The organism is Pseudomonas sp. 43(2021), assembly GCF_017490805.1.
Lineage (GTDB): Bacteria > Pseudomonadota > Gammaproteobacteria > Pseudomonadales > Pseudomonadaceae > Aquipseudomonas.
Genome location: NZ_JAFGYJ010000561.1, coordinates 1 through 438, shown reverse-complemented (window position 1 = coordinate 438; position 438 = coordinate 1). Strand labels below are relative to the sequence as shown.

The following is a 438-nucleotide window of genomic DNA, read 5'->3' as shown; positions in this document are numbered from 1 at the left end:
CTTCGACAGCGCAGCAAGGCTGTCGGGGCTCAGGTTGCGCGCGGCGTCGACGTCGCCGTTCTCGAGCAGCAGGCGCTGCGCGGACGCTTCCGGCACGTGCCGCAACACGATGCGCTTCATCGGATACGGCGCGCGGTAGCCGTCGAAGCGTTGCAGCACGAGGCTTTCGTTCGGCGTCCACTTGACGAGCCGGTACGGGCCCGAGCCGGCATCCGCGTTCTTCAGCCATGCATTGCCGAAGTCGCCGTTCTTCTCGTGCGAGAGCAGCAACTGCTTGTCGACGATCGATGCCGGGTCCGCGCTCAGCACGTTCAGCACGAAGCTCGGCGCGTACCGGCGGTCGGTCTCGATCGATACGGTCGTGTCGTCGAGCTTGCGTACCTTCCGCGCGACGTTGTCCTTGGTCAGGCCGAGGTCCGCGAGCACGCCGGCCGGCCC

Annotated in this window: 1 protein-coding gene; it reads right to left on the bottom strand. The window is 67.4% G+C overall.

Going from position 1 to position 438, the window contains the following annotated elements; all coding sequences use genetic code 11:
- Nucleotides 1-438, bottom strand: a 438-nt coding sequence (locus J5M71_RS28695; protein ID WP_243434404.1) for an ABC transporter substrate-binding protein, incomplete at both ends; no start/stop codon positions are given.